We start from the raw sequence: 19,884 nt of genomic DNA, 5'->3' as shown, positions 1-19,884 counted from the left end.
TTCAAGTGAGTCTTTGCATGCTTCGAGTCATTTTGCATGATGAGGTGATTATGCAATCAAGTTTGATAGTCCAAGATGACTGTAAATTCATTATCCACAGTTTGATTCTATTGCTAATTCAGCAATTATTGCTTCAGCATTATCACTAGCACTTAATCCCAGCGCGAATGTTCGGCGAAGGCAATTTTACTGCGACTATTTAATAAAATAACCCAATTCACTTATGCTTATTACTTTTATGGTTCGTGGTTTACCTAAACCAGAGTATTTTTGTGAAAGGGTTAATTAAGTTGTTGGTTACACTTATTTCGCCCAGAGAGAACGCAGGTTATAAAACGGTAGTTTTAACTAATTTTAGTTTGACATCCGTAGTGGCAATGTTTAATTTAAACGAGTGTTTAAATTATTTCAAGGTCACGGAATGGCAAGTCGATCTGATACAAAAACTAGAATACTTGATGCCGCAGAGAAATTGTTCGCCGAACGGGGCTTTTCTGAAACTTCCTTGCGACTGATTACCAGCAAGGCTGAGGTGAATTTAGCATCGGTTAATTATCACTTTGGTTCTAAAAAAGAGTTGATCCGTGCCGTATTAGCGCGTTATTTAGATGTGTTTATGCCGGCGGCTTCAAACCAAATGAACCATTTACATTCCGCCCCAGTACAATCAACGCTGGAAGAAATTCTCTCTTCGTTGGTTGATCCGCTGTTGGATTTAAACGCATTACGTGCTGAAGGCACTACGATCTTCCTGCAGCTTTTGGGTCGCGGTTATATCGAAAGCCAGGGACATTTACGTTGGTTTATCACCACGCATTACGGCCAGCATTTAAATGCATTTGTTAAAGCTGTTTCCGCCAGTGCGCCGCATATTCCATCGGCTGAAATGTTTTGGCGTTTACACTTTACCCTAGGCACGATTGTATTCACTATGGCGTCAGCCGATGCTTTAAACGATATTGCAGCGGCTGAATTTGGTGAACATAACGATATTGAAGCAGTGATCCGTAAAGTCATCCCCTACATGGCGGCTGGTATATCAGTCCCGGTTAACAATTAATAAAAGGTATTGATTATGTTGACGATTATAATTATTGCCCTGGTTGCCATTATCGTGTTGTTTGCGGTAAAAAATATCCGGATGCAGTTTATTACGCGCCCAGTGTTTAGTTTTTTCAAAAAAGTCTTGCCGCCCTTATCTGATACCGAGCGTGAAGCGATGGAAGCAGGTGATGTATGGTGGGAAGGGGAGTTATTTCGTGGCAATCCAAACTGGAATACGCTGCACAGCTACGGTAAACCGACCTTAAGCGCAGAAGAAAAAGACTTTATCGATAATCAAGTCATGACAGCACTGACAATGATTGATGATTTCGACATAGTGCATAACCGTAAAGATTTACCGCCAGAGCTGTGGGAATACTTTAAGAAAGAAGGTTTCTTTGCACTGATTATTCCGAAAAAATTTGGTGGTAAAGGCTTCTCTGCATACGCTAACTCAACCATTGTCAGTAAATTAGGTAGCCGTAGCGTTAGCGCAGCGGTCACAGTAATGGTGCCAAACTCCTTAGGCCCTGGTGAGTTACTGACTCACTATGGTACGAGCGAGCAGAAAGAACGTTGGTTACCGGCTTTAGCTAAAGGCGATGAAATTCCTTGTTTTGCATTAACAGGTCCAGAAGCGGGCAGTGACGCAGGTGCTATACCCGATGTAGGTATTGTGTGTCGTGATACTTTCAACGGCGAAGAAATGCTTGGGCTTAAACTTACCTGGGATAAGCGTTATATCACGCTTGCTCCAGTGGCGACGGTTCTGGGTTTAGCGTTCCAAATGCGCGATCCTGAAGGTCTACTTGGCGATAAGAAAAATTTAGGCATTACCTGTGCGTTGATCCCAACGGATCATCCTGGTGTGGTTATTGGTCGTCGCCATAATCCGCTGGGTATGGCGTTTATGAACGGTACGACTCAAGGCAAAGAAGTGTTTATCCCGCTGGATTGGATTATCGGTGGCCCTGAATTTGCAGGTAAAGGCTGGCGTATGCTGGTTGAGTGTCTATCAGCTGGTCGCGGGATTTCATTACCTGCATTGGCAACAGCCTCTGGTCACATGGCAACGAAAACAACCACAGCCTATAGCTATGTGCGTCATCAGTTTGGTATGGCCATTGGCCAGTTTGAAGGGGTGCAAGAAGCGCTGGCGCGCATTATTGCCAACACCTATCAATTGGAAGCGGCGCGTTGTTTAACTACCACAGGTATTGATCTTAAAGTTAAGCCTTCAGTTGTCACCGCGATTGCCAAGTACCATATGACAGAACTGGGCCGTTCAGTGATGAATGATGCCATGGATATTCAATCGGGTAAGGGTATCCAATTAGGGCCTAAAAACTATTTAGGCCACCCTTATATGTCCAACCCGATTTCGATTACTGTTGAGGGCGCAAACATCTTAACTCGCTCCTTGATGATTTTTGGTCAAGGCGCAACGCGCTGTCATCCTTATGTGCTTGCCGAAATGGAAGCTGCAGCGATGGAAAACCAACATGAAGCATTAGAACGCTTTGACGCCCTATTGATGGGTCACATGGGTTATGCGACTCGTAACGCCTTTAGTGCACTATTTAATGCCCTTACAGGGAGTCGTTTTGGTAGTGCGCCAGTGAGTGGTGAAACGAAGCAGTATTATAAAGATATGACGCGTATTTCATCTGCCTTAGCGGTAATGACAGATTTGTCCATGTTGATCATGGGCGGTGATTTAAAGCGTAAAGAAATGATCTCCGCTCGTATGGGTGATGTGCTTAGCCAGTTATATTTAGGCTCGGCAACCTTAAAGTTATTTGAGGATAATGGCCGTCAACAGGACGACTTACCTGCGGTACGTTATGTAATGGCGAACCGTTTACACTTAGCGGCTAAAGCGCTCGAAGATACAATACGTAACTTCCCAAGCCGTCCGGTGTCTTGGTTATTGCGTGGTTTAATCTTTCCGTTAGGTAATCACTTCAATGCACCGACGGATAAAATGGCAACTGACTTAGTCGGCGGCATGCTAAAACCTGGGCCTGCCCGTGATCGTATTACCTTTCTGTGTCCTGAGTTTGAAGGGGATAAGGGGGGTATTGCTGAAGTGGAGCAAGCATTTATCGCTCAATATGCTTGTAAAGACATCTATAAAAAACTCAAACAAGCTCAGCGTGCCCGAGAGTTGCCAGTAAAAGTGCCTAATACAGTGTTGTTTGCAGCAGCATCAGAAAAAGGCCTGATTACTGCTGATGAAGAACAAAAGCTGCAACATGCTGATAAACTGCGCTTAGCAGCCATTAATGTGAATGATTTCGAAGTGTTATAGTCATCATTTTTGCGCTTTACTCCAAGCGGTTTGATTGAACCGTTTGGACTTCTCTTTAGAACAAGAGATTACAGAATAAATAGTAGATACAAAAAAACCACCTTTAATAAGGTGGTTTTTTATTGGCTTTGGGTTTCTAACGAGCTTTAGTCGTTAGAAACAAGGTAAGCGGTTCATGCAACTAAGCAACGATCAACACTTTACTGGTGTTAGTGCCGCCAATCGTTTCCATAGAGTCGCCTTTGGTCATCAGTACCATATCACCACTATTCAAATAACCTGCAGCAGTTAATGCTTCTAACGCTTTTTGCGCTAGCTCATCAGCTGGGTAGATAGTTGAATCGAAATAGATAGGTAATACGCCGCGATACAACGCCATTTTAGCCAGTGTTGTTGCGTGACGTGATAAACCAAGAATAGGCAGTGCAGAACTAATGCGTGACATTAACTGTGGCGTTGCCCCAGATTCAGTCAGAGCAATAATCGCCTTAACGCCTTCAAGATGGTTAGCCGCATACATAGTTGATAATGCAATGGTTTCTTCAACTGAAGTGAAACGCACATCAAGTCTATGCTTAGACACAATCACACTTGGGTGAGCTTCAGCACCAATACAAACACTTGCCATCGCTTTAACGGTTTCTTCTGGGAAGTCACCGGCTGCAGTTTCGGCAGATAACATCACCGCATCGGTGCCATCAAGTACTGCGTTTGCCACGTCCATCACTTCGGCGCGGGTTGGCATTGGGCTTGAAATCATTGATTCCATCATCTGCGTTGCAGTGATGACGACTTTATTCAGCTGGCGTGAGCGGGCGATGAGTTTCTTTTGTACAGCAACGAGCGCGGCATCACCAATCTCAACACCTAAGTCACCACGGGCAACCATGACAACATCAGAGGCTAAAATTACATCATCCATGGCTGCATCGGTTGCAACGGCTTCTGCACGCTCAACTTTAGCGACAATTAACGCATTACAACCGGCTTGGCGAGCTAAATCACGGGCGTAATCTAAATCAGCACCACTGCGCGGGAAAGACACTGCTAGGTAATCCACTTGAATCAGTGCAGCAGTCAGAATGTCTGCTTTGTCTTTTTCGGTCAGCGCCGCAGCAGAAAGTCCACCGCCTTGCTTGTTAATACCTTTGTTGTTAGATAAAGGACCCGCCACTGTGACTGTGGTATGCACTTTACGGCCTTCAACACGCTCAACGCGTAATTGAACACGGCCGTCATCTAGCATCAAGATATCGCCGATTTTAACATCGTCAGGTAACTGCTTGTAATCGATACCCACTTGTGTTTCGTCGCCTTCGCCTTTTGCAAGCTCTGCATCAAGTACGTAGGCTTGCCCTAATACGAGTTGTACTTTCTTATTATCTTTGAAAGTAGAAACGCGAATTTTAGGACCTTGTAAATCACCAAGAATAGCGACATGAACGCCCAACTCTTTTGCGATTTCGCGTGCTTGAGTTGCTCGTTTTAGATGATCTTCTGGGGAGCCGTGGGAAAAGTTAAGACGTACAACGTTTGCGCCTGCCGCGATAATGCGACGTAGATTATCATCACGATCTGTGGCGGGACCTAGAGTGGTGACGATTTTGGTTCTGCGGAACATAAGATACTCCGTTAAAGTTAAAAAATCTTGGGGCTATATTACCATGCAATTGCAGATTTTGTAGTAAAGTTACAATCAAATTGATCTAAAGTTATGTATGAAAATTGTGAGGTATCGCCGATATTTGCACGATTAATGGCTAGGTTAACGGGTAACACTAGCCAGATTTAGAAAGGAAAGAGAATTACAGTATCGGATCTTTATTGATGCGAGACTCTTTTAACACTTCCTTCACACGTTTCAAATTATCGCGGAACCGTGGGCCTCGACGTAAGGTAAAGCCCGTAGCCAATACATCTATAGTCACCAATTGGGCTAAACGCGAGGCCATAGGTAAATACATGTCGGTATCTTCTGGTACTTCCATCGTTACAGGCAGCGTACATTCCATCGACAAAGGTGAGTTGCGTGCGGTGATACCAATCACAGCTGCGCCGTTTTCTCTCGCTAAACGCGCTATTTCAATCAATGACTTAGTACGGCCAGTGTGTGAGATTAATACCACGACATCGCCTTCATTACTGTTGATGCAGCTCATGCGTTGCATTAGAACATCGTCAAAACAGATGACAGGCACATTAAAACGGAAGAATTTATTTTGTGCATCATGGGCGACAGAAGCGGAGGCTCCTAGGCCAAAAAAGGAAATTGTCTTAGCTTGAGTGAGAATATCAACCGCTTTATTGATAGCTGAAATATCTAAACTTTGGCGGGCGGTATCGAGTGAAGCCATTGATGATTCGAATATTTTTGTTGTATATGACTCTGTCGAATCATCCTCTTCAACATGGCGGCTCACATAAGGTGTACCGTTTGCAAGACTTTGTGCTAGATGTAACTTAAAATCAGGGAAGCCTTTAGTATCTAAACGGCGGCAGAAACGATTCACAGTAGGTTCACTGACATCTGCCATCTTAGCCAATGTGGCAATGCTAGAGTGTATAGCTGTTTGTGGCGATGCTAAGATCACCTCTGCAACCTTGCGTTCTGATTTACTAAAATGGGTGAGGCTTTTTTGAACCTTTTCTAGGGTATTCATACGCGTATGTCCGCTAAATGGAGAATGTAATTTTATTTTTTTGTTTAGTAGGGCAGATCAAACGTGAAAACCCCACTGATTAGTTTTATGTAGTAATTTTTATTACAATTTTACAATAAGACTTTATTACCTTCAGTAATTTAAGCACAAAAATCATATCAGATTTATAGGCTAAGTGCCTAGTTAGCTAGAATGTTAATATTTATAAAATTTGATGCATTTAACAAATTCTGTTGTTATATTACAACAAAAGTGTGGATTTCTTCATCGACATGAAGGAACACGGCATACAAAGGAGATCGTAACGCAATGGGCAAAACAACATCAGGCGCCAAAGCTTGTGACTTCGTACTCTTTGGTACTAAAGGCGATTTGGCACGACGCAAGTTGTTACCTTCTTTATACCAGCTAGATAAAGCTGAACTTCTCGATAAAGATACGAAAGTGATCGGTGTCGCAAAAGATGAGTTTACTCAAGATGAGTTTATCGAATTAGTCACGCTTGCATTAAACACCTTCGTGAAAGAGCCTTTGTGTGACGAGACTCTGCAACGTTTCCTCTCTCGCTGCCATTATATCGGCACCAATTTTACTGATTCTGCTGGCTACAGTGCGTTTCATGATTTGCTCAAACCAGAAGAGCGCGTCATGGTCAGCTACTTTGCTACGCCGCCATCGATATTTGGTGACATCTGCCGTTGTTTACATGAACAAGATCTTATCCATCCAGATTCTCGCGTAGTGCTCGAAAAGCCCATCGGCTCCGATTTAGACTCTTCTCGCGTCATCAATGATCAAGTTTCCGCTTACTTCAAAGAACGTCAGGTTTACCGTATTGACCATTACTTAGGTAAAGAAACCGTACAGAACTTGATTGCACTGCGTTTTGCTAACTCTTTATTTGCCTCTAAGTGGGACAACCGCACGATTGACCACGTCCAGATCACAGTAGCAGAAGAAGTGGGTATCGAAGGCCGTTGGGGATATTTTGATAAAGCGGGTCAGATGCGCGATATGATCCAAAACCATTTGCTGCAAGTGCTGACACTGGTTGCCATGGATCCGCCCGTTAACTTAGATGCCGACAGTATCCGTGATGAAAAAGTCAAAGTGCTTAAATCACTGCGGCCGATTAATTCTGACAATGTGTATGAAAATACCGTGCGCGGTCAGTACAGTGCTGGCTTTTTAAAGGGCAGCCCGGTACCGGGTTATCTCGAAGAAGAAGGGGCTAACGTTCAGTCGAACACTGAAACCTTTGTGGCAATTCGTGTTGATATCGACAACTGGCGTTGGGCTGGCGTGCCTTTCTATTTGCGTAGCGGTAAACGTATGCCGTTTAAGAGCTCTGAAATTGTGGTGTATTTCAAAAACCCACCACATAACTTGTATCGCTCAAGCTACCGTAATCTGCCACCCAACAAGCTGACTATTCGTCTGCAGCCCCATGAAGGGGTTGAAATCCAAATGATGAACAAAGTGCCAGGTTTGGAGCAGAAACAACGTTTACAAACCACTAAACTCGATTTGAGCTTCTCCGATACCTTCAAAAATGAACGTATCGCCGATGCCTACGAGCGTCTATTACTCGAAGCTATGCTGGGTAATCAAGCGCTGTTCGTGCGCCGCGATGAAGTCGAGCAGGCATGGACTTGGGTGGATGGCATTATCCAATCGTGGGAACAAAGTAACGAAAAACCAAAACCTTATCCTGCGGGTACTTGGGGTCCGGTTGCGTCAGTTGCTTTGATCACCAAAGATGGCCGTTCGTGGGACGAGTAGGAGACTTTGATGATTAAAGAAACCGTATTCAAATCTTTCGATACGCCAAGTGCGTTAGAACAACAGCTTGCGAATAGAATTGCGAGCCAGTTGCAGGAAGCCGTCGATGCCCGCGGAAAAGCGAGCTTAGTGGTTTCCGGTGGTTCAACACCGCTTAATTTATTTCAACTATTGAGTATGAAGTCCATCGATTGGAGTGATGTTTATATCACGCTCGCCGATGAGCGCTGGGTTGACGTCGACGCCGATGCTTCTAATGAACGTTTGGTGCGTGAGCATTTATTACAAAACCGAGCGGCGAATGCCAAATTTCGCGGCTTGAAAAATATGTTCTCGACCGCAGAAGCCGGCGCCGATATGGCTGCTGAATCTTTGTCTAATTTCCCACGTCCTTTTGATGTGGTGGTGTTGGGCATGGGTAACGATGGTCATACTTGTTCGTGGTTCCCCTGTAGCACCGAGCTTGATAATGCGCTCACTACCCAAGCTCTGTGCGTGGCGACTAACCCGACTACAGCGCCCCATGGCAGGATCACGCTTTCTAAGAGCGCGATTTTGAACAGCAGACAAATTTATCTGCACTTGGTCGGCGAACAGAAACTATCCGTATATCGTCAAGCATTAGAAAGTGACGATGTCCATGCTATGCCCATTAGAGCCATATTAGCGCAGCGCAAAACGCCCGTTGATGTGTTCTGGAGCGCTTAAGGAGCGACTATGCATTCAGTAGGAATACACTCAGTAGTTCAAGCTGTTACCGACAGAATTATTGCCCGTAGCAAAGCATCACGTGAAGGTTATTTAGCCGCATTACATGATGCCCGCAATAATGGCGTACACCGTAGCTCATTGAGCTGTGGCAATTTAGCCCATGGTTTTGCCGCCTGTAATCCAGACGACAAAAATGCCTTACGCCAACTGACCAAAGCCAATATCGGAATTGTTACCGCTTTCAACGATATGTTATCAGCACATCAACCCTATGAGCATTATCCTGAATTACTGAAAAAAGCGTGTCAGGAAGTCGGTAGTGTTGCTCAAGTTGCGGCCGGTGTGCCAGCAATGTGCGATGGCGTGACTCAAGGTCAACCCGGTATGGAATTGAGCTTACTGAGTCGTGAAGTGATTGCCATGGCAACGGCTGTGGGCTTGTCTCACAACATGTTTGATGGTGCTTTACTGCTCGGCATTTGCGATAAAATCGTTCCAGGTTTACTTATCGGCGCCTTAAGCTTTGGTCACTTACCTATGTTATTCGTGCCTGCTGGGCCGATGAAATCAGGTATCCCGAACAAAGAAAAAGCCCGTATTCGTCAACAATTTGCCCAAGGTAAAGTGGACCGCGCGCAACTGCTTGAAGCCGAAGCCCAGTCTTACCACAGTGCAGGAACCTGTACCTTCTACGGCACGGCAAACTCGAATCAGTTGATGCTTGAAGTGATGGGTCTACAGTTACCGGGATCATCTTTTGTGAATCCTGATGATCCACTGCGCGAAGCGTTAAATAAGATGGCGGCTAAGCAAGTGTGCCGTTTAACTGAAATGGGTACCCAATATACCCCAATCGGTGAAGTGGTCAGCGAAAAGTCTGTGGTTAACGGCATTGTGGCACTTTTGGCTACTGGCGGTTCTACTAACTTGACGATGCACATTGTCGCCGCAGCTCGTGCTGCCGGTATTATTGTGAACTGGGATGATTTTTCTGAATTATCCGATGCTGTACCATTAGTGGCGCGCGTGTATCCAAACGGTCATGCCGATATTAATCATTTCCACGCTGCCGGTGGCATGGCGTACTTAATCAAAGAATTGCTCGATGCGGGTCTATTGCATGAAGATGTGAATACCGTTGCGGGCTTTGGTTTACGCCGTTATACCCAAGAACCAAAACTGCTCGACGGTGAACTGCGCTGGGTCGATGGTCCAACGACTAGCTTAGATACTGAAGTGTTAACGTCAGTCGCATCACCTTTCCAAGGCAACGGTGGCTTAAAATTACTCAAAGGTAACTTAGGCCGCGCTGTGATCAAAGTGTCAGCAGTACAAGAACAACATCGTGTCGTTGAAGCGCCCGCTGTGGTGATTGACGATCAAAATAAACTCGATGCCTTGTTCCAAGCCGGTGCTTTGGATAGAGATTGTGTTGTGGTGGTTAAAGGTCAAGGCCCGAAAGCTAACGGTATGCCAGAACTGCACAAGTTAACCCCATTATTGGGCACGCTTCAGGATAAAGGCTTTAAAGTCGCGCTGCTGACCGACGGTCGTATGTCTGGCGCGTCGGGTAAAGTCCCTGCGGCCATTCACTTGACGCCAGAAGCCTTAGATGGCGGTTTAATTGCCAAAGTCCAAGATGGCGACTTGATCCGTGTCGATGCGTTAACAGGCGAACTGAGCCTGCTTGTATCTGAAGCTGAACTTGCCACCAGAGCCGCGGGAATCGTCGATTTACATCGCTCACGTTATGGCATGGGCCGCGAGTTATTTAGTGCGCTACGTTCAAATCTAAGTAGTCCAGAAACTGGTGCGCGTTGTACTAATGCCATCGATGAACTTTATTAATACAAAGGAAGAATAACGCAATGCTTGAGAATAACTGGTCACTACAGCCACAAGATATTTTTAAACGCAGCCCTATTGTTCCTGTTATGGTGATTAACAAGATTGAACATGCGGTGCCATTAGCGCGAGCACTGGTTGCAGGCGGCATTAGCGTGTTAGAAGTGACTTTGCGTACGCCTTGTGCACTCGAAGCTATCACTAAAATCGCCAAAGAAGTGCCAGAGGCCTTAGTGGGCGCAGGGACTATCTTAAACGAAGCTCAGCTTGAGCTTGCGATTGCCGCGGGTGCGCAGTTTATTATTACCCCAGGCGCGACGGTTGAACTGCTCAAAGCCGGTATGCATGGTCCAATCCCTTTAATTCCAGGCGTTGCGAGCATTTCAGAAGTGATGACGGGTATGGCGCTTGGTTACACCCACTTTAAATTTTTCCCAGCCGAAGCTTCGGGTGGTGTGGATGCACTGAAAGCCTTTTCGGGTCCGCTAGCGGATATTCGCTTCTGCCCAACAGGTGGCATTACGCCAAGCAGCTATAAAGATTATTTAGCGCTGAAAAACGTCGATTGTATTGGTGGCAGCTGGATTGCGCCAACGGATGCAATGGAACACGGCGATTGGGATCGTATCACTCAACTTTGTAAAGACGCCATCGGCGCTTTATAAGTCGAGCTTGAAATAGCGACAAAAATAAAAAACCACCGCAAGGTGGTTTTTTGTTTCATCTTTTGCATTTAATTTTATGATTATGCTTTTTTAAAGCATTTCTGCAGTAATAGATAAAGTCCATTAGTACAAATATTGGCTTACATTTCCTTGCTTAGCTCAACATTCGAGCCTGCTCTTGGGCTAAATAATTGCTGATACAGTCTTCCTGCAAACTCATCTGTCATCCCCGAAATATAGTCCGCCAACACTCTGTGACTGTTTAAACCCTGTTGCTCACTTTCGCGCCAGCGCTCTTGAGTGTTCAGTGGCAGTAAACGCTCGGGATCGGAGGCGAAGGCTTCGAATAATCCCATCACAATCTGCTGGCCCTTATATTCGAGCATTTGGATCTCAGGTTTACGGATCACGTATTTATAAACCAGTTGCTTGAGCACATTGAGCGCAATGGCAAATTCCGGCTCTAAGGTCGCATTAAAGCGTAATAATGGCTCTTCGAACACGTCATCTTCTGAGATAACAATAGCGGTGACAAAGCCATTAACGAGTGTGCCTATGGCATCTTTACGAAGGTGATGTTCATGGGAAAACAGCTTATTGCCAATATCTGCCAGCTCTTGTTTTATCCACGCATCGCCGCTGTTTGTGAGTGTCGGCGCCACATCTTGATGCCACTGGGACGCTGTGACTATGCCCATCACAATCGCATCTTCAAGATCGTGCACCGCATAGGCGATATCATCTGCCAGTTCCATAATTGAGCAATCGAAGGATTTAAACTGGGTTCGCAGATGCGGATAGTGGTGCAGGGCGGGGTGTGAACCTTGCTGAGTAGATGTAAAACGACGGCTATCTGCCTCAGACAAAGGCTCAAGCACCCATGCGAAGATGTCGTTATCATCGTCGAAAATGCCCTTAACCGGCGGCCATTGTGACGGCTTGAGCTGTCTATGGTTGGTGATGTCATTATATTCACCCGCTACAAACAGCTGCGAGTGCGGCGCGGGGTATTTCAAAATCCCGAGCATGGTACGCCGACATAAGTTCATCCCAAAATCTAAGGTGTAGGGCTCAAGTTTCGATAAAATGCGAAAGGTTTGGCCATTGCCCTCAAAGCCGCCGTGGTCGCGCATCATGTAATTCAACGCCACTTCGCCGCCGTGACCAAAAGGCGGATGACCAATATCGTGGGCCAAGCACAGCGACTCTAATAAGCTCATCGAGCACAGTAGTTGTTTATGCTGTGGATATTTACGTCTGAGCTGGGCGGCGATACCCGTACCAATTTGTGAGACTTCAAGGGAGTGGGTTAATCGGGTTCGATAGAAGTCATTCATGCCAACGCCGAGCACTTGCGTTTTGGCCTGCAGGCGGCGAAAGGCGGCCGAGTGGAGAATACGTGCCCTGTCTCTTTGGTAGGGGCTGCGGTGATCAAAGCGCCTTTGTTTATCTTCACCATGGCGGCGTTCTTGCCAAACACTTGAAGTCATATGCATTCCTAGCGAGAGTGGAAAATCAAAGCATCTTGTTAATTTCGTCTAAATTCAAAGTGAAACTGGGTACAAAGCAGTTCATAAAATACTGTACCGCAGGATCGGGATTCGTCGCCAGCATGTCTTCAAGTCGCTTGCGGGCGGTATTGAATTCACTATTGCCTGCACGGTTTTCTTCAAGGCATTTAAGATAGGCGCACAGAGTATCGGCGGATTTCACTATGGTCTTGTAAACGGGATCGGCGTAATCGCTGATGAACAGACTGCGATAATCTTCTTTAAATTCCTCAGGTACCATATCTAACATGCGCTGCTCGGCAATCGCCTCAATCTTTTTATACTCGGCTTCGATTTCTTTATTGAAGTATTTGACTGGCGTCGGTAAGTCACCTGTGAGGATTTCACTGGCATCGTGGAAAATTGCCAGACTTGTCGCTTGATGTGGGTCGAGCGCGGTGCCAAATTTTTTATTACTGATAATAACTAACGCATGGGCCACCATGGCAACTTGTAGCGAGTGTTCTTGGACGTTTTCGGTGCGGACGTTGTACATCAAAGGCCAGCGTTGGATAAGTTTCATTCGAGCTAAATGGGCAAATAAGTGACTCATAGTTTTCCTTCTAATGAGTAAAGTGGGGCAGTGACCTTCAATTGAAAACAGTTCACATAAAATGGCAGGTGTACCCAAGTGAATGATTAGATTATCACAGCCTTGGATGACAAGTGAGCGGATAGGCACAGGATTTAATGAAAAGGGTTAAAAAATAAAGCGATCCGTAGGATCGCTTTATGAGACTCATGATTGTTCAGTATTAATACCGAGTCTATCTATTGTCGATAGGTCTCAAGAAAAGTGCCAAACTCGGTAAATGCTTTCTTTAGATCTTCTTTGTAGGGTAAAAAAACCACTCGCAAATGATCTGGCTCTGGCCAATTAAAGGCTGTGCCATGCACCAGTAGGATTTTTTTCTCTCTAAGTAAATCCAGCACTAAGCGTTCATCATCCCGTAGATTAAATTTTTTCATATCCAATTTTGGAAAAGCATACAACGCGCCTTTAGGCTTTTTCACGCTGACACCGGGAATTTGGTTTAATAGCTCATAACAAGCATCACGCTGCACGGTTAAGCGGCCATTAGGTAAAATCAGTTCATTAATGCTTTGATAGCCACCGAGCGCCGTTTGAATGGCATGCTGATTGGGTACGTTTGCGCACAGGCGCATTGAGGAAAGCATCTCTAAGCCTTCTATATAGCTCTTCGCTGCCTTAAGATTACCTGACAACATCATCCAACCTACCCGAAAGCCTGCCGCGCGGTAAGCCTTTGATAGGCCATTAAAGGTCACTGTCAAAATATCGTCAGACAGGCCAGCCGCAGGAACATGCTTAGCTTCGTCATATAAAATTTTATCGTAAATTTCATCGGCAAATAAAATCAGGCTGTGTTCACGGCAAAGCTCGACGACTTGCAGCAGTAATTCTTTGCTGTAAACCGCCCCAGTTGGATTATTGGGGTTAATTAATACAATACCGCGGGTACGTGATGAAATTTTGCTTTTTATGTCATTGAGATCGGGAAACCAGTCTGCTTCTTCATCGCAACGGTAATGTACTGCTTTGCCGCCAGCGAGATTGGCCGCAGCCGTCCACAATGGGTAGTCTGGTGAAGGGATTAAAATTTCATCATCGGTGTTAAGCAGACCTTGCATCGCCATCATAATGAGTTCAGAGACGCCATTACCGATATAGATATCTTCAATATCGACCCCAAAAATTCCTTGTGCTTGATAATGTTGCACTATGGCCTTACGGGCAGAGAATAATCCTTTTGACTCACAGTAGCCTTGGGCACTGGGCAAATTAAGTATTACATCACGGACAATTTCTTCAGGCGCTTCGAAACCAAAAGGCGCGGGATTACCAATGTTGAGCTTGAGTATTCTGTGGCCTTCGTCTTCTAAACGTCTGGCTTCCTTGTGCACTGGGCCGCGTATGTCATAGCAAACGCTATCCAGCTTGTTGGATTTAATGATAGGGCGCATTTACACCTCGGAACATGCAAAAAAATTAGCTTAAGTTAGCGCACCATAACGAAATTTCAGTTTAGATGAAAGAGGAGATATGCACAGAATCAGACTTTATTTATAAAAGTCTGTTAGTTAAATATGCTTTAACAGTCAGTTAATGAAATAAGAACAAGTTTTATCCTCTGATTTTATTGTTTATTTAGGTTTAATCAGCTATTGAGTGCGGCGAAATAAATAAGCTGCAGGCATTTAAGGGCTTAACGAAGTCAAATAGTGAATGATCCGATGAACCTAATGTGATTGTTAGCTTGATGCATCACTCTTTATTTTTATAGCTGAGGTGAAACGTTAAATGTAAGAACTTAGATTTTTATCCATCATTTTTTATCCATCATAGTGTGGTGGTGTTGGATATCTATAAAAGTGTATTTTAGCAAATTCTTAATGGTTGATTTTCAACCACACATTTTTGATAAGTTACACTTCTGTAACCTTGTATGCATTAAATACTTCCTAGTGATAAATAGGCATATTTACTGAATGCTTATTAAATTAAATTGAACATAAACACTTAAGTTACGTTTGAGTTAAAACCATTTAAAATCAATTGAGTAACGTGTTTTTCGTCATGAACTATAAATTTATTTTCGACTAAATTAAATTTATAGTTGACTCAGTATTCGATGCGCTTTATTTTCTGCGCGATGTTTTTGGCAAGGCACCTTAGATAGCAAGCAATTAGCGGGTTTTATCTGCAGGGTTAGTCAACATGAAGCAGCTATGTTAGCGTTTTGAATCGTGTTGATTCTGAGCGTTATTCTAAAACCATTTGCCTTTTTGGCGATTTATTTAGAGGACCTAAGTGCATGTCAGAACCGACAGCGTTAAGTCTCATCCCACCTTTGGTGGTATTGGTGTTAGCTATTTGGTTACGCCGTCCCATTTTATCTCTGATCATAGGTGCGGTAACCGGTTTTCTGTTACTCGATCCCAGTCAAGTATTAAACAATTTTGCCAAAGTGTCATTACAGGTCATGACCGATGAAACCATAGGTTGGTTGATTCTGGTGTGTGGCGGTTTTGGTGCGCTCATTGCACTTTTAGTACGAACTGGCGGCGCATTAGCGTTTGGTCGTAATGCACTTAAATTTGCCAAGGGACCTAAATCATCTCTGTTGATGACGTTTATTCTCGGGATTGTGATTTTTATCGATGACTATCTCAATGCGCTCACCGTGGGTGAAACCATGAAGCGTGTGACCGATAAGTTTAAAGTATCCCGTGAAATGCTTGCCTACGTGGTTGATTCTACTGCCGCACCCGTGTGCGTATTAGTACCGTTATCGACTTGGGCGGTATTTTTCGGTGGATTATTGGTAGACAACGGTGTTGCCGCCGAAGGTCAAGGCATTGCAGTTTATATGCAAGCGATTCCTTATATGCTGTACGCTTGGCTAGCAGTGGCGATGGTGTTGCTTGTTGTACTCGGCATAGTGCCTGCCATTGGCCCGATGAAAACTGCGCAGCTGCGCGCCGCACAAGGCGAGCCAGCAGAAGCTCAAGTGGATTTCGACCAAGTACAAACCTCGGATGAATATGCGGTTAAAGCTATCGAAGAGGAATTTAAGCACGCCGATAACCATGGCAAGCTGCATAACTTTTTAGTGCCGATTGGTTTGTTAGTGGCTTTTACCGTGTACTTTGATATCGACGTGTGGAAAGGGCTTCTTGCAACACTGGTCATTACCATCCCTTATTATGCGGTGCAGCGTTTGATGCCGTTATCCGAGATGATGGATCAGATGATTGATGGTTTTAAAAGCATGTTACCGGCCATTAGTACCGTTATTGCGGCGTTTGTGTTTAAGGATGTGTGCGATCAGCTATTACTGCCGCAATACGTAATTGAATCGCTTAGTCCGTTTATGACGCCTAAATTACTGCCAGCGGTAGTATTTTTATCGATGGCTATTCTGGCATTTGCCACTGGTTCTAGCTGGGGTATATTTGCGGTGACCATTCCCATTGTGATGCCATTAGCGCAATCGGTTGGGGCGGATATCCCATTAGTGATTGGGGCTTTATTGTCAGCGTCATCATTTGGTAGCCAAGCATGTTTCTACTCTGATTCAACCGTATTGGCCGCCCAAGGCTCAGGTTGCAATTTAGTGAGTCATGCTGTGACTCAATTACCGTATGCGCTCATCGCTGCTCTACTGGCATTTATCGGCTTTATCGTCATAGCGTAAACTTGGTCATTAACACAGCTTCTAATATAAAAAACCAGCTTCGGCTGGTTTTTTTATTGCTAAATCAATTCTCTAATAACCCAGCTTAAGCTGATTAGATTTCGCGTTCAGATATAAAAATTAGTCTTGTGCCAACATTAAGGAACTGAATCGCTATAAGAAATTTGTCATAGATATTTAAATTTAAAGATTTTTTTATATGGGAATTTAGATTTTATACAGGAATATTGCAGAAATGGTACACCCGAGTGGACTCGAACCACCGACCCCTACCATGTCAAGGTAGTGCTCTAACCAACTGAGCTACGGGTGTATTGTATTATTCTCACGTTTTAGACTCTGTGAAGAGAGTGGTACACCCGAGTGGACTCGAACCACCGACCCCTACCATGTCAAGGTAGTGCTCTAACCAACTGAGCTACGGGTGTATCGTTACATTTCATCTTTATTCCAAAGCATTGCGCGTTGGAACGAGCGCTATATTAGGGGGATAGGACTGGGCTGGCAAGCAAAAAAAGTAAATTTATCGTCAAATGGTGAATTGCTGTGCAACTTGTCCAGTCTTTCTACAAATTTACTGATAAAACCGTAGTTTATCTTTCTGGCCTTAGCGGTTTAGCTATGTTGCGTCGTCTATTTTATTCATCAAATAGGCGACAAAGCTAAAATCTTGTCGCCTATTAAATCAATATCTTCATCAATGGTGCGTTGTATCACCTTCGATAAGGCTTAAATGCACGCTATGTTTTTGAATATAACGTAAGCGAATAAAAAATAAGAGGGCAGCCGAGGTTAAGCCTGCAATAAGTCCCGTCCAGAATCCGTGAGCGCCCATAGCGGGTACGATATGATTTGTATATGCCAAGGTATAACCGAGTGTCATACCAATAGCCCAATAAGAGAACAGGGTGATATAAAAGGCACTGCGCGTATCCTTATAACCACGAAGGGCACCGGCTGCGACAACTTGTACAGAGTCCGATAATTGATACAGTGCTGCCATAAGCATTAAGCTGCCAGCTAAAGCGACAACTTCGGCATCGCCATTATAAAGTTCGGCAATTTGAAACCTGAATATCACCGTTAAAATAGCCGTTGTCAGCGCGAGTAACAGAGCAAGTATCAAGCCTACTTTTGCCACTACTGCTGAAATATCAGCGCGATCTTGGCCTAAGTAATAACCAATTCGAATCGATACTGCGATGCCAATGGATAACGGCACCATAAATACGATTGAAGAAAAATTCAGTGCTATTTGGTGACTTGCGACGACTGTTGCGCCTAATGGCGCAAGAAATAGTGCAATGATGGCAAATAAACTTACTTCAAAAAATAGCGCCATAGCGATTGGCATGCCGAGTTTAGTCATTTTTTTCATCGTTTTGAAATCAGGACGATGAAATTTACTGAAAGGAGCTAAAGCGGCAAACTTCTTATGTAACTGCATATAAATGATCATGGTAATCAGCATCGCCCAAAAAACTAAGGCGGTGGCAATGCCACAACCCGCACCGCCCATAGCAGGTACGCCAAAGTGGCCATAAATAAAAATATAGTTAGCGGGAATGTTTACGGCTAAGCCGACAAAACCTATTACCATGGTGGGTAAGGTATAAGAAATCCCTTCACTACAGCCACGCAGCACTTGATAGAGCACAAAAGCGGGGGCGCCCCATAAAATACCGTCGAGATATCCTATGGTTAAACGGTATAATTCAGGTTCTAAGTCCATGTGTCCAAGCACAAAGGGCGCAGATGCGAGAAAAATCATCACACCAATACCGCCGATGATGGCAAGATAAGCACCTTGAAAGGCCAGCGGTTGAATCGCTTTTTGATTATTCGCCCCATTATAGTGGGCAAATAAAGGTGTAAAAGCCATCAGCAAACCTTGGACAAACAAAATAGCGGGCAACCACAGGCTAGTGCCGACTGCCACTGCGGCCATATCCACTGCACTTACACGGCCCGCCATCACGGTATCAATAAAGCCCATCATAGTCTGAGTGACTTGAGCTATTAGCACTGGGAGTGCCAGTTGGATTAAACGTTTGGCTTGATAGCCTGAATGATTCATAAATACAGCCTTTAACGATTAAGCGAGCAAAAAAATGTTTACAGGTATAGTACAAGCCACCTGCGAGGTGGTTGCAATACATAAGAAAGATGGCCTAAATACCCTTGAGGTAGCGTTCGAACCTGATTTGCATGAGGGACTTGCGATTGGTGCAAGTGTGGCAAATAACGGGGTATGTCTTACTGTGACTCAGGTCGTTGATGATAGGGTATTTTTCGACGTAGTGGAAGAGACCTTGCGACTGACGAATCTGGCTAATGTATCTATAGGTCAAAGCGTTAATGTTGAGCGTTCGTTAACTTTCGGTAGTGAGATTGGTGGTCACATTCTCTCTGGCCATATTCATACCAAGGCTAATGTCGTCGATATTAGCCATACAGAACAGCATTATGATCTGACACTGGGCATTGAGCCTAAATGGATGGATTACATTTTCTATAAAGGTTTTGTTGGCGTTAACGGCTGCAGCTTAACGGTAGGCGAGGTGAGTGACTCCGGCTTTAAGTTGCACTTAATTCCTGAAACCCTAAAGCTGACCAATTTAAGTCAGTATAAAGTGGGTGATGAACTCAATATTGAGATCGACAGCCAAACGCAAGTTATCGTCGACACAGTCGAGCGTGTGCTGGCTAGGCGTTTTAACGAACAAGCCCGTTAGTTTCGTGACATCGCAGCCTTTAGTGCAATTTCATTTAATAAATTTGCTCGTCGTCTGAGTCGATATACAGCTCAACGGTACGTCTCAATTCGTCGATATGTAAGCGTAAGTGAATGGGATTACAACAAATTCGGCAATCATCGTAATAATCTTGATCTCCGCAGCTGGCATCGATACTGATATCTTGATGGTGCCCGCAGTGGGGACAAGCTATCACTTTGTTCATGACTTTCAGAGGGTGTAACAGATTCTGTGTAACTGCAATTTAGTTAATATGCTTCACAATTCTGTCTTCGAACTCAATAATAAATCGGCTCATCGCAGTACGCCAGTTTCGAATGGGCATGGTCCATTTTTTACT

Annotated in this window: 15 protein-coding genes and 2 tRNA genes; 8 read left to right on the top strand and 9 right to left on the bottom strand. The window is 44.5% G+C overall.

Going from position 1 to position 19,884, the window contains the following annotated elements; genetic code table 11:
- Positions 1 to 421: 421 nt before the first annotated feature.
- Both ACRN9H_RS00085 and ACRN9H_RS00080 read left to right on the top strand, forming a co-directional pair.
- Entirely contained in the window at positions 422 to 1,060 is a 639-nt protein-coding gene (locus ACRN9H_RS00085; protein WP_263189908.1) for a TetR/AcrR family transcriptional regulator, read from the top strand.
- Between the two features lie 15 nt (positions 1,061 to 1,075).
- Positions 1,076 to 3,355: an acyl-CoA dehydrogenase gene (locus tag ACRN9H_RS00080; protein WP_432311932.1), complete on the top strand. Its 2,280-nt coding sequence runs from the start codon at positions 1,076 to 1,078 to the stop codon at positions 3,353 to 3,355.
- Between the two features lie 181 nt (positions 3,356 to 3,536).
- On the opposite strand, the gene pyk is transcribed toward ACRN9H_RS00080, so the two are convergent.
- Positions 3,537 to 4,976, bottom strand: a complete 1,440-nt coding sequence (gene pyk / locus ACRN9H_RS00075) for a pyruvate kinase (RefSeq protein ID WP_220774322.1) — start codon at positions 4,974 to 4,976, stop codon at positions 3,537 to 3,539.
- 184 nt (positions 4,977 to 5,160) lie between these two features.
- Positions 5,161 to 6,015, bottom strand: a complete 855-nt coding sequence (locus ACRN9H_RS00070; RefSeq protein ID WP_006081563.1) for a MurR/RpiR family transcriptional regulator — start codon at positions 6,013 to 6,015, stop codon at positions 5,161 to 5,163.
- A 309-nt stretch (positions 6,016 to 6,324) separates the two neighbouring features.
- On the opposite strand from ACRN9H_RS00070, the gene zwf reads away from it, so the two are divergent.
- Genes zwf through ACRN9H_RS00050 form a run of 4 tightly spaced genes read left to right on the top strand, consistent with a single transcriptional unit; the run spans position 6,325 to position 11,018 of the window.
- The gene (gene zwf / locus ACRN9H_RS00065; RefSeq protein WP_432311931.1) at positions 6,325 to 7,797 is read left to right on the top strand and encodes a glucose-6-phosphate dehydrogenase; all 1,473 of its coding nucleotides are present in this window, start codon (positions 6,325 to 6,327) and stop codon (positions 7,795 to 7,797) included.
- Positions 7,798 to 7,806: 9 nt separating this feature from the next.
- Positions 7,807 to 8,505: a 6-phosphogluconolactonase gene (gene pgl / locus ACRN9H_RS00060; RefSeq protein ID WP_432311930.1), complete on the top strand. Its 699-nt coding sequence runs from the start codon at positions 7,807 to 7,809 to the stop codon at positions 8,503 to 8,505.
- A 24-nt stretch (positions 8,506 to 8,529) separates the two neighbouring features.
- Positions 8,530 to 10,356 (top strand): phosphogluconate dehydratase, encoded by a 1,827-nt coding sequence (gene edd, locus ACRN9H_RS00055; protein WP_432312122.1) that lies wholly within the window; start codon positions 8,530 to 8,532, stop codon positions 10,354 to 10,356.
- Between the two features lie 20 nt (positions 10,357 to 10,376).
- Positions 10,377 to 11,018, top strand: a complete 642-nt coding sequence (locus ACRN9H_RS00050; RefSeq protein ID WP_432311929.1) for a bifunctional 4-hydroxy-2-oxoglutarate aldolase/2-dehydro-3-deoxy-phosphogluconate aldolase — start codon at positions 10,377 to 10,379, stop codon at positions 11,016 to 11,018.
- A gap of 140 nt (positions 11,019 to 11,158) precedes the next feature.
- Here ACRN9H_RS00050 and ACRN9H_RS00045 read toward each other — a convergent pair whose 3' ends face one another.
- The 3 genes from ACRN9H_RS00045 to ACRN9H_RS00035 all read right to left on the bottom strand — a co-directional run bounded on the left by ACRN9H_RS00045 (position 11,159) and on the right by ACRN9H_RS00035 (position 14,554).
- Positions 11,159 to 12,508, bottom strand: coding sequence for an anti-phage deoxyguanosine triphosphatase (locus ACRN9H_RS00045; RefSeq protein ID WP_432311928.1), 1,350 nt, complete (start codon positions 12,506 to 12,508; stop codon positions 11,159 to 11,161).
- Between the two features lie 25 nt (positions 12,509 to 12,533).
- Positions 12,534 to 13,121, bottom strand: coding sequence for a 5'-deoxynucleotidase (gene yfbR, locus ACRN9H_RS00040; RefSeq protein ID WP_415774825.1), 588 nt, complete (start codon positions 13,119 to 13,121; stop codon positions 12,534 to 12,536).
- 218 nt (positions 13,122 to 13,339) lie between these two features.
- Positions 13,340 to 14,554, bottom strand: coding sequence for a pyridoxal phosphate-dependent aminotransferase (locus ACRN9H_RS00035; protein WP_432311927.1), 1,215 nt, complete (start codon positions 14,552 to 14,554; stop codon positions 13,340 to 13,342).
- Positions 14,555 to 15,405: 851 nt separating this feature from the next.
- Here ACRN9H_RS00035 and ACRN9H_RS00030 point away from each other — a divergent pair.
- Complete coding sequence (locus ACRN9H_RS00030) at positions 15,406 to 16,788, top strand: Na+/H+ antiporter NhaC family protein (protein ID WP_432311926.1); 1,383 nt, start codon at positions 15,406 to 15,408, stop codon at positions 16,786 to 16,788.
- A 236-nt stretch (positions 16,789 to 17,024) separates the two neighbouring features.
- On the opposite strand, the gene ACRN9H_RS00025 is transcribed toward ACRN9H_RS00030, so the two are convergent.
- The 3 genes from ACRN9H_RS00025 to ACRN9H_RS00015 all read right to left on the bottom strand — a co-directional run bounded on the left by ACRN9H_RS00025 (position 17,025) and on the right by ACRN9H_RS00015 (position 18,865).
- Positions 17,025 to 17,101, bottom strand: a tRNA-Val gene (locus ACRN9H_RS00025).
- Between the two features lie 38 nt (positions 17,102 to 17,139).
- A tRNA-Val gene (locus ACRN9H_RS00020) sits at positions 17,140 to 17,216 on the bottom strand.
- 269 nt (positions 17,217 to 17,485) lie between these two features.
- Complete coding sequence (locus tag ACRN9H_RS00015; RefSeq protein WP_432311925.1) at positions 17,486 to 18,865, bottom strand: MATE family efflux transporter; 1,380 nt, start codon at positions 18,863 to 18,865, stop codon at positions 17,486 to 17,488.
- Positions 18,866 to 18,899: 34 nt separating this feature from the next.
- Here ACRN9H_RS00015 and ACRN9H_RS00010 point away from each other — a divergent pair, with 34 nt between their 5' ends.
- The gene (locus tag ACRN9H_RS00010; RefSeq protein ID WP_432311924.1) at positions 18,900 to 19,523 is read left to right on the top strand and encodes a riboflavin synthase subunit alpha; all 624 of its coding nucleotides are present in this window, start codon (positions 18,900 to 18,902) and stop codon (positions 19,521 to 19,523) included.
- A gap of 34 nt (positions 19,524 to 19,557) precedes the next feature.
- Here the strand turns inward: ACRN9H_RS00010 and ACRN9H_RS00005 are convergent, their stop codons facing one another.
- Entirely contained in the window at positions 19,558 to 19,758 is a 201-nt protein-coding gene (locus tag ACRN9H_RS00005; protein ID WP_432312121.1) for a CPXCG motif-containing cysteine-rich protein, read from the bottom strand.
- Positions 19,759 to 19,884 lie beyond the last annotated feature (126 nt).

Source organism: Shewanella sp. MF08487 (genome assembly GCF_050848685.1).
Classification (GTDB): Bacteria; Pseudomonadota; Gammaproteobacteria; order Enterobacterales; family Shewanellaceae; genus Shewanella; species Shewanella glacialipiscicola.
Note: the sequence above shows the minus strand (reverse complement) of the source record. Positions and strands in the feature narration are given on the sequence as shown.